8 protein-coding genes are annotated in these 9,431 nt (G+C 66.7%); all 8 read left to right on the forward strand.

The window, feature by feature from the left end; translation table 11 throughout:
• Nucleotides 1-260, forward strand: a 260-nt coding sequence (locus tag KZA10_RS03150) for a glycine cleavage T C-terminal barrel domain-containing protein (RefSeq protein WP_306300783.1), incomplete at its 5' end; no start/stop codon positions are given.
• Complete coding sequence (gcvH, locus tag KZA10_RS03155) at nucleotides 257-634, forward strand: glycine cleavage system protein GcvH (protein ID WP_017828663.1); 378 nt, start codon at nucleotides 257-259, stop codon at nucleotides 632-634. The genes KZA10_RS03150 and gcvH, both read left to right, overlap by 4 nt.
• Nucleotides 612-3,545: an aminomethyl-transferring glycine dehydrogenase gene (gene gcvP, locus KZA10_RS03160; RefSeq protein WP_151486096.1), complete on the forward strand. Its 2,934-nt coding sequence runs from the start codon at nucleotides 612-614 to the stop codon at nucleotides 3,543-3,545. Before gcvH ends, gcvP begins: the two co-directional genes overlap by 23 nt.
• 219 nt (nucleotides 3,546-3,764) lie before the next feature.
• Nucleotides 3,765-5,396, forward strand: a complete 1,632-nt coding sequence (locus tag KZA10_RS03165; RefSeq protein ID WP_218682154.1) for an ABC transporter substrate-binding protein — start codon at nucleotides 3,765-3,767, stop codon at nucleotides 5,394-5,396.
• A 101-nt stretch (nucleotides 5,397-5,497) separates the two neighbouring features.
• Nucleotides 5,498-6,424, forward strand: coding sequence for an ABC transporter permease (locus KZA10_RS03170; protein WP_218682155.1), 927 nt, complete (start codon nucleotides 5,498-5,500; stop codon nucleotides 6,422-6,424).
• Entirely contained in the window at nucleotides 6,417-7,358 is a 942-nt protein-coding gene (locus KZA10_RS03175; protein WP_055864465.1) for an ABC transporter permease, read from the forward strand. Before KZA10_RS03170 ends, KZA10_RS03175 begins: the two co-directional genes overlap by 8 nt.
• Entirely contained in the window at nucleotides 7,355-9,028 is a 1,674-nt protein-coding gene (locus tag KZA10_RS03180; protein ID WP_218682156.1) for an ABC transporter ATP-binding protein, read from the forward strand. Before KZA10_RS03175 ends, KZA10_RS03180 begins: the two co-directional genes overlap by 4 nt.
• A 2-nt stretch (nucleotides 9,029-9,030) precedes the next feature.
• Nucleotides 9,031-9,431 (forward strand): PH domain-containing protein (locus KZA10_RS03185; protein ID WP_218682157.1); only part of this gene is annotated, 401 nt, incomplete at its 3' end.

A 9,431-nucleotide genomic window follows, 5' to 3' on the forward strand; every position in this document is an offset into this window, starting at 1 on the left:
CGCAAGCGCCGGTCCTGGTCGGACTCGTGGCCGAGGGCAAGCGCGCCGGCCGCGCCGGATACGCCGTCGTCGACGAAGACGGATCGGCGCTCGGCGAGATCACGAGCGGGGCGCTCAGCCCCACGCTCGGTCATCCGATCGCGATGGCCTACGTGAAGCCTTCTTCCGCGGAAGAGGGAACCGCAGTATTCCTTGATGTGCGGGGCACCAGGATCCCCGCGACCGTGACCGCCCTGCCTTTCTACCGGAGGACCAAATGACCGATCTCGCCGCACTCCACTACACCGAAGAGCACGAGTGGATCGCCGCTGACGGCGACACCGTGACCATCGGCATCACCGACTACGCCGCCGAGAAGCTGGGCGACGTCGTGTTCGTCGAGCTCCCCGCCGTCGGCACCGAAGTCACCGCGGGAGCGGTCGTCGGAGAGATCGAGTCCACCAAGTCGGTCGGTGAGCTGTACGCACCGGTCTCCGGCACGGTCGTCGAGATCAATGACGCGGCCGTCGATGACCCGTCGCTGGTCAACGCGGCGCCGTTCGAGGGCGGATGGCTGCTCAAGGTCGCCGTCGCCGACGGCGCGCTGGATGGACTGCTCGACCGCGACGCCTATGTCGCACTCACGGAGGGCTGATTCGCCAGTGGTCACTTTCGCCGATCGTCACATCGGACCCACGGATGCCGCGCAGCGCACGATGCTCGCCGCCCTCGGTCTCGACAACGCCGGAGCGGACGATGCGCTGAGCCCGGTCGAGGCGCTCATGCGCCAGGCCGTGCCCGCGTCGATCTACACGGGCCCGTCATCCGAGGCAGCGGACGCGCCCTCGCGCATCCCGTCCGCCGCGAGCGAGACTGAGGCTCTCGCCGAGCTGCGCGCGCTCGCCTCGCGCAACACCGTGAACCGACCGATGATCGGCCTCGGCTACTACGGCACCATCACGCCGCAGGTGATCCAGCGCAACGTGCTGGAGAACCCGTCCTGGTACACCGCGTACACGCCGTACCAGCCGGAGATCTCGCAGGGGCGCCTGGAGGCGCTCATCAACTTCCAGACGATGGTCGCAGAACTCACCGGCCTCACCACGGCGAACGCCTCGATGCTCGACGAGTCGACGGCGGTCGTCGAGGCGATGCTGCTCTCCCGGCGCGCCTCGAAGTCGTCGTCGACGGTGTTCGCGGTCGACGCGGACGCGCTCCCGCAGACCAGGGCGATGCTCGCCACGCGCGCGGAGGCGCTCGGTATCGACATCGTCACCGTCGACTTCGCTGCGGGCGAGGAGCTGCCCTCCGAGCTGTTCGGCGTCTTCGTCCAGTACCCCGGCGCATCCGGACGGGTGTGGGATCCGTCGGCCGTCTTCGAAGCGGCGCACCTCTCCGGTGCTCTCGCGGTCGCGGCCGCCGATCTGCTCGCTCTCACGCTGATCGCCTCGCCCGGTTCCCTCGGTGCCGACGTGTCGGTCGGCACGACGCAGCGCTTCGGCGTTCCGATGGGCTTCGGCGGCCCGCACGCGGGCTACATGGCTGTCCGCTCCGGTCTCGAGCGTCAGCTGCCCGGCCGTCTTGTCGGTGTCTCGGTGGATGCCGACGGCAAGCCCGCCTACCGGCTCTCGCTGCAGACGCGTGAGCAGCACATCCGTCGTGAGAAGGCGACGTCGAACATCTGCACCGCGCAGGTGCTGCTGGCCGTCATGGCGTCGATGTACGCGGTCTACCACGGTCCGGACGGGCTCCGGGCGATCGCCGTGGACGTGGCCCGCAAGGCCGACGCTCTGGCCACCTGGCTCATCGAGCTCGAACTCGACATCGAGCACAGGGAGTTCTTCGACACTCTCCGTGTCCGCGTGCCGGGCCGCGCCTCCGAGATCGTCGCCACCGCGCACGACGCGGGCTATCTCCTCCACGAAGTCGACGCCGACACCGTCGGCGTCTCGGTCGACGAGACCACGACGTTCACCGACCTCGACCGGGTCGCGGGCTGCTTCGCATCGGGTACAGGGCGCTCCTTCGGCTACATCGCCGCCTCCGAGCACGGCCGGCTTCCCGAGGCGCTGCTGCGTCAGGATGAGTACCTCACGCACCCCGTCTTCCACTCGCACCGCTCGGAGACCGCCATGATGCGGTATCTGAAGAGCCTCTCCGACCGCGACTACGCGCTCGATCGCGGAATGATCCCCCTGGGCTCGTGCACGATGAAGCTCAACGCGGCGACCGAGATGGCAGCCATCAGCTGGCCGGAGTTCGCCGGTATCCACCCGTTCGCTCCGGCCGCCGACGTGCAGGGCTACCTCGAGCTCATCGAGCAGCTCGAGGGCTGGCTGGCCGAGGTCACCGGGTATGACGCGGTCTCGCTGCAGCCGAACGCCGGTTCGCAGGGTGAGCTGGCGGGCCTCCTCGCCATCCGCGGCTATCACCACGCGAACGGCGACGCGCACCGCACGGTGTGCCTCATCCCGTCGTCGGCTCACGGCACGAACGCGGCCTCGGCCGTGCTCGCGGGGATGAAGGTCGTCGTCGTGGCGACGGACGAGCTCGGCAACGTCGACCTCGACGACCTGCGCGCGAAGATCACCCTGCACGCCGACGACCTCTCCGCTCTCATGATCACCTACCCCTCCACGCACGGCGTGTACGAGGAGCAGGTCGTCGAGATCACGGCCGCTGTGCACGACGCGGGCGGACAGGTGTACGTCGACGGCGCGAACCTCAACGCGCTGCTGGGCTATGCGCGCTTCGGCGACCTGGGCGGCGATGTCTCGCATCTCAACCTGCACAAGACCTTCGCCATCCCGCACGGCGGCGGCGGGCCCGGCATCGGACCGGTGGCGGCGAAGTCCCACCTCGCGCCGTTCCTCCCCTCGCACCCGCTCGCACAGAGCGCCGAGCACTTCGGCGGCTACACGTTCGGCGGCGGCGTGATCTCCGCGGCTCCGTACGGATCCGCGGGCATCCTGCCGATCTCCTGGGCGTACGTGCGCATGATGGGAGCCGATGGACTGCGTCGGGCCACCGCTGCGGCCGTGCTGTCGGCGAACTACATCGCGGAGCGCCTCAGCGCCCACTTCCCGGTGCTCTACACCGGCGAGAACGGCCGCGTGGCGCACGAGTGCATCCTCGACCTCCGCCCGCTCAAGGAAGCGACCGGCATCACGGTCGACGATGTCGCCAAGCGCCTCATCGACTACGGCTTCCACGCGCCGACCATGTCTTTCCCCGTCGCGGGAACCCTCATGGTCGAGCCGACCGAGTCGGAGGACCTCGACGAGATCGAGCGGTTCGTCGAGGCGATGGTCATGATCAAGGCCGAAGCGGATGCGGTCGCCGCCGGACGCTGGCCCGCGGACGACAACCCCCTCGTGCACGCGCCGCACACCGCGGTGTCGCTCATCGCGGGGGAGTGGAACCATGCGTACTCGCGAGAGGATGCCGCCTATCCCGTGCACGCCCTGGTCGCCGGCAAGTACTGGCCGCCGGTGCGTCGCATCGATCAGGCGTACGGCGACCGCAACCTCGTGTGCGCCTGCCCGCCGGTGGAGGCTTTCGCCTGAACCACGTGCTCATCTGAGTAGACGGTGCCGCGCTTCTGTATGGGAGCGCGGCACCGTCTGCTGTTTCGCGGTGTTTCCCCGGTGTTACAGATGGTCACCACTCAGTAACAGTTCGTTAGCTGAGGGCGTCCGTGGGCGAGGCGGCGGGTTACGCTCAGGTATCCCTGCGTGCTCGACGATGCGCACGCAGAACCCCGAATGTCCACAGGAGGACACAAAGTGAAGCGCAACAAGATCGCCCTTGCGGGCACCGCGTTGTTCGTGATCGGCGCCCTGGCGCTCGCGGGCTGCGCCAGCGGCGGAAACGAGTCGAACGGTGACGCGGGCGGAAACGTCAACGCGGACGCCATCATCACGACCAACGGATCCGAGCCGGAGAACCCGCTCATCCCGACCAACACCAACGAGGTGGGTGGCGGAAAGATCCTCGACGAGATCTTCGCAGGGCTGATCTACTACGACGCCGAGGGCAAGCCGGTCAACGACGTGGCTGAGGAGATCACCACCGAGGACCCCCAGAACCTCACGATCAAGATCAAGGAAGGCCTGACCTTCACCGACGGTGAAGAGGTCACGGCCGACAACTTCATCAAGGCGTGGAACGAGGGCGCGAAGCTCTCGAACGGCCACCTCTCCAGCTACTTTTTCGAGGACATCGAGGGCTTCAGCTACGACGAGGACTCCGAGCTCACCGGCCTGAAGCAGGTCGACGACTACACCTTCACGATCGCGCTCAACAAGCCGGCCTCCGACTTCGCGCTGCGTCTCGGCTATTCGGCGTTCTACCCGCTGCCCGATGTCGCATTCGAAGACATGGATGCCTTCGGTCAGAACCCGATCGGCAACGGCCCGTACAAGATCGCCGACGAAGACGCGTGGCAGCACGACGTCCAGATCGAGCTCGTCCGCAACGACGACTACGACGGCGGACGCAAGGCGGCCAACGGTGGCCTCACCATCAAGTTCTACGCGACGCAGGAAGCGGCGTACGCCGACCTGCTGTCGAACGAGGTCGACGTCATCGACGCGATCCCGACGAACTCGCTGGCCGTCTTCACCGACGAGCTCGGCGACCGCGCCGTGAACCAGCCCTCTGCTGTGTTCCAGTCGTTCACCATCGGCCAGTTCCTGCCGCACTTCAGCGGCGAAGAGGGCAAGCTGCGTCGTCAGGCGCTGTCGATGGCGATCAACCGCGAGGAGATCACCGAGACGATCTTCTCCGGCACCCGCACCCCGGCGGCGGACTTCACTTCCCCGGTCATCGCCGGCTGGTCCGACTCGATCCCCGGCAACGAGGTCCTCAGCTACGACCCCGAGAAGGCCAAGGAACTCTGGGCCGAGGCTGACGCCATCGCTCCGTGGGAGGGCGACTTCAAGATCGCCTACAACTCCGACGGCGGACACGACGCCTGGGTCGACGCAGTGAGCAACAGCATCAAGAACACGCTCGGCATCGAGGCGTCGGGCGACCCGTACCCGACCTTCCAGGACCTGCGCAGCAAGATCAACGACCGCACCATCACCACGGCGGCACGTTCGGGCTGGCAGGCCGACTACCCGGGTCTGTACAACTTCCTCGGACCGCTCTACGCGACGGGCGCCGGTTCCAACGACGGTGACTACTCGAACCCCGAGTTCGACGACCTCATCTCGGCGGGCATCAGCAACCCCGACCCCGACGCGCAGCTCGAGGACTTCACCAAGGCACAGGAGATCCTGTTCCAGGATCTGCCTGCGATCCCGCTGTGGTACTCGAACGTGACCGGTGGGTTCAGCGAGAACGTCGACAACGTGACGTTCGGCTGGAACTCGGTCCCGCTGTACTACGAGATCACGAAGGCCGGCGAGTAAAGTCTGACGGCACTTCACCCATGAGGCGGTGACGATTCTTCGTCACCGCCTCGTGGGCTGTGTTCGCCTCGCTTTCTTTGCCCTCAAGAAGGGACAAGCGGATGCTCGGTTACATTCTGAGACGTCTTCTGCAGGTGATCCCGGTCTTCTTCGGAGCCACCCTGCTCATCTATTTCCTCGTGTTCGCCATGCCCGGCGATCCGATCCTCGCGCTCTTCGGTGACAAGACCCCGAACCCGGCTGTCCTCGAGCAGCTGCGCGAGCAGTACCACCTGAACGAGCCGTTCATCGTGCAGTACTGGTACTACATCACCGGTGTCTTCCAGGGTGACCTGGGCACGACCTACTCGGGCCGCCCGGTCTCGGCCGTCCTCGCCGCCACTCTCCCCGTCACGGGGCGCCTCGCCGTCATGGCGATCGCGATCGAGTTCGTGTTGGCGATCATCATCGGAACCATCTCGGCGCTGCGCAAGGGCAAGCTGTTCGACAACGTGTCTCTCGTGATCGCCCTCGTCGCGATCGCGATCCCCATCTTCGTGGCAGCGTTCCTCGCGCAGTACTTCCTCGCGATCCAGCTCGGATGGTTCAAGCCCACCGTGGGCGCGGACAACGACTGGGGCGGACTATGGCTCCCGGCGATCGTCCTCGGCTTCAGCCTCTATGCCGTGAGTATGCGTCTGATGCGCAGCTCCGTCATCGAGACTCTGAACCAGGACTGGGTGCGCACCGCCTACAGCAAGGGTCTCTCACGGGGTCGCGTGCTTCCCGTACACGTGCTGCGCAACTCGCTGATTCCCGTCATCACCAACTCCGCCACGAACTTCGGCGTGCTGCTCGTCGGCGCCACCGTCACCGAGGGAATCTTCAACGTCCCGGGTGTCGGTAACACGCTGTTCCAGGCGATCCTGCGCGGCGAAGGCCCCACTGTGGTCTCTTTCGTGACGGTGTTCGTCATCCTGTACGTGCTGGTGAACCTTCTCATCGACCTGCTCTACGGTCTGCTCGACCCGAGGATCCGCTATGCCTGATTCCACACCTCAGCACTACGTCGCCCCGGTGGAGACCGAGTCGATCTCCGTCGACGCCGTCCGTATCTCGGACAAGCCCAGCAACCTGTGGAGGGACGCCTGGTTCGACCTGCGCCGTCGCCCCCTGTTCTGGTTCTCGATCGCGCTCGCGCTGTTCTTCCTCGTGATGGCATTGTGGCCGACGCTGTTCACCTCCACACCTCCCAACGAAGGCTGCCAGCTCTCCAACAGCAACGGCGGGCCGACCGAGGGGCACCCCCTCGGATTCACGTTCCAGGGGTGCGACATCTACGCCCGCATCGTGTGGGGATCGCAGACGTCGCTGGCTGTGGGCCTGATCGCCACCGTGATCTCGTCTGTGCTCGGCCTGATCATGGGAGCCCTCGCCGGTTTCTACGGCGGCTGGCTCGACGGATTGCTGTCGCGCATCGGTGACATCTTCTTCGCGATCCCGTACATCCTCGCGGCCGTCGTCGTGATGACCGTGTTCCGGGACGCCCGGTCGGTGTGGACTCTCGCGTTCGCCATCGGGGCGTTCGCCTGGGCCTCGACCGCGCGTGTCGTTCGGGCGGAGGTGCTCCGCGTCCGCCAAGCCGACTTCGTGATGGCATCGCAGGCGCTCGGGCAGTCGAAGTTCAAGATCCTGTTGAACCACGTCGTCCCGAATGCGATCGCTCCGCTCCTCGTCGTCTCGACGCTCGGCCTCGCTGGGGCCATCGTCGCTGAAGCCACGCTCTCGTTCCTCGGAGTGGGGCTCGGCAGCGACGTGATGTCGTGGGGCAACGACATCGCGAAGGCTCAGGCCTCGCTGCGCGTGGCGCCGATGGCACTCATCTATCCGTCGATCGCCCTCACCCTCGCGGTGCTGGCATTCGTCACCCTGGGCGAGCTCATCAGAGACGCCCTCGACCCGAAGGCGAGGGCACGCCGATGAGCGAGCGCGTCACCGAACAGGTCCCTCTGCTGAGCGTCCGCGACCTCACGGTCGCCTTCCGCACCCAGGAGGGGCTGCGCGAAGTGCTCCACGGAGTCAGCTTCGACATCATGCCGGGCGAGACCGTCGCCATCGTCGGCGAGTCGGGATCAGGCAAGTCCACGACGGCCACGGCCATCGTGAACCTGCTTCCCGGAACCGGAGAGGTCACCGGTGGGTCCATCACCCTCGACGGGCGAGAGCTCACGACGCTGAACCGCCGTGAGATCGAGGCCGTGCGCGGTCGGGACATCGGCTTCGTGCCGCAGGACCCGATGTCGAACCTCAACCCCGTCTGGAGCATCGGATTCCAGGTCAAGGAGGCGATCCGTGCGAACGGCATCGCCCGGGATCGCGGGAGTGCCAAGGCGCGCACGATCGAGGTTCTGCAGCAGGCGGGCCTGGCCGATGCCGAGAAGCGACTGCATCAGTTCCCGCATCAGTTCTCAGGCGGCATGCGTCAGCGTGCGCTGATCGGTATCGGGCTCGCGGCAGACCCCAAGCTGCTCATCGCCGACGAGCCGACCTCGGCTCTGGACGTGACGGTGCAGCGCGTGATCCTCGACCACATGGCCTCGCTCACCCGCGACAAGGGCACCTCGATGCTCCTGATCACGCACGACCTTGGCCTCGCGGCCGAGCGTGCGAACAAGATCATCGTGATGAACGGCGGCAACATCGTCGAGGCAGGGCCGAGCCGCCAGATCCTCGAAAACCCTCAGCACCCCTACACGAAGCGCCTGGTCGCTGCGGCGCCCAGCGTCGCGTCGCAGCGCATCCAGGCAGTGGTGGAGGACCGAGGCATCGAGACGATCGAAGACCTCGCCGCCATCCCTCCGACCGTGCGTGTCGCGGGGCTCACGAAGGACTATCGGATCCGTCAGGGAGGGTTCCGCAGCGAGGCCTTCCGAGCGGTCGACGATGTGTCGTTCGAGATCCCCCGAGGAAAGACGCTCGCTCTCGTGGGCGAATCGGGCTCCGGCAAGTCCACGGTGGCGAAGATGGTGCTGAAGCTCGAGGAGCCCACCAGCGGCACCATCGAGATCGACGGCCGGGACGTGTCGAAGCTGTCGAGCGCTCAGGCGTTCGGCCTGCGTCGTCGCATGCAGCCCGTCTTCCAGGACCCGTACGGCTCGCTCGATCCGCTGCGCAACATCGGCAACACGATCGCCGAGCCGCTGCAGATCCACGGCGTGGGCGATCGCGCATCGCAGCGCGAACGCGTCGAGGAGCTGCTCGATCAGGTCTCGCTGCCGCGCGTGCTCGCCACTCGGTACCCGAACGAGCTGTCGGGCGGACAGCGTCAGCGCGTCGCGATCGCGCGTGCACTGGCACTGAAGCCCGACATCATCGTGCTCGACGAGGCCGTCTCGGCGCTCGATGTGCTCGTGCAGGACCAGGTGCTGCAGCTGCTCGCCGAACTCCAGTCCGAGCTCGGGCTCACGTATCTGTTCATCACGCACGACCTCGCCGTCGTCCGCGTGTCGAGCGACCTCGTGTGCGTCATGGAGAAGGGCAGGATCGTCGAGCAGGGCACTGTCGACGAGATCTTCGCCAACCCGCAGCAGGAGTACACCGACCGTCTGCTCAAGGCGATCCCCGGGGCGTCGATCCCTCTCGGCGGTCGCTGACGGTGACCGAACCACAGCATCCCGAGGGCGCGCGAACGTATCGCGCGTCCTCGGGACTGGTCATCCTGATCCCGAGCACGCTGCTCGCGTTGTTCCTTCTCGGCGACACCGTCGTGCGAGGGAGCTGGGTGCAGATGCTGCTCATCGCCCCGTGGGTGCTGCTGGCTCTGTGGGTCGTCTACGAGCTCAGCTACGTCTCCTCGGTTCGGGTGGACCCCGAGGGCGTCGTCGTGCAGAACATGCTGCGCCGTACCAGCTTCGGCTGGAACAACGTGCGCGACATCGACCTTCGCTGGCAGCTCCAGTTCTCGCTCGACGATGGACGAGACCTCACCTGCTACGGCGGCCCCGCACGTGCCCGGCCACCGCGCCCCGCACGGGGTGACGCCGCCGAGCCCAAGGC

The sequence above is a fragment of the Microbacterium sp. BF1 genome (assembly GCF_019279095.1).
GTDB lineage: Bacteria > Actinomycetota > Actinomycetes > Actinomycetales > Microbacteriaceae > Microbacterium > Microbacterium maritypicum.

Coding starts and splice junctions, on each gene's coding strand:
- gcvH (WP_017828663.1), top strand. CDS start 257: ATGACCGATCTCGCCGCACTCCACTACACCGAAGAGCACGAGTGGATC.
- gcvP (WP_151486096.1), top strand. CDS start 612: ATGTCGCACTCACGGAGGGCTGATTCGCCAGTGGTCACTTTCGCCGAT.
- KZA10_RS03170 (WP_218682155.1), top strand. CDS start 5,498: ATGCTCGGTTACATTCTGAGACGTCTTCTGCAGGTGATCCCGGTCTTC.
- KZA10_RS03175 (WP_055864465.1), top strand. CDS start 6,417: ATGCCTGATTCCACACCTCAGCACTACGTCGCCCCGGTGGAGACCGAG.
- KZA10_RS03180 (WP_218682156.1), top strand. CDS start 7,355: ATGAGCGAGCGCGTCACCGAACAGGTCCCTCTGCTGAGCGTCCGCGAC.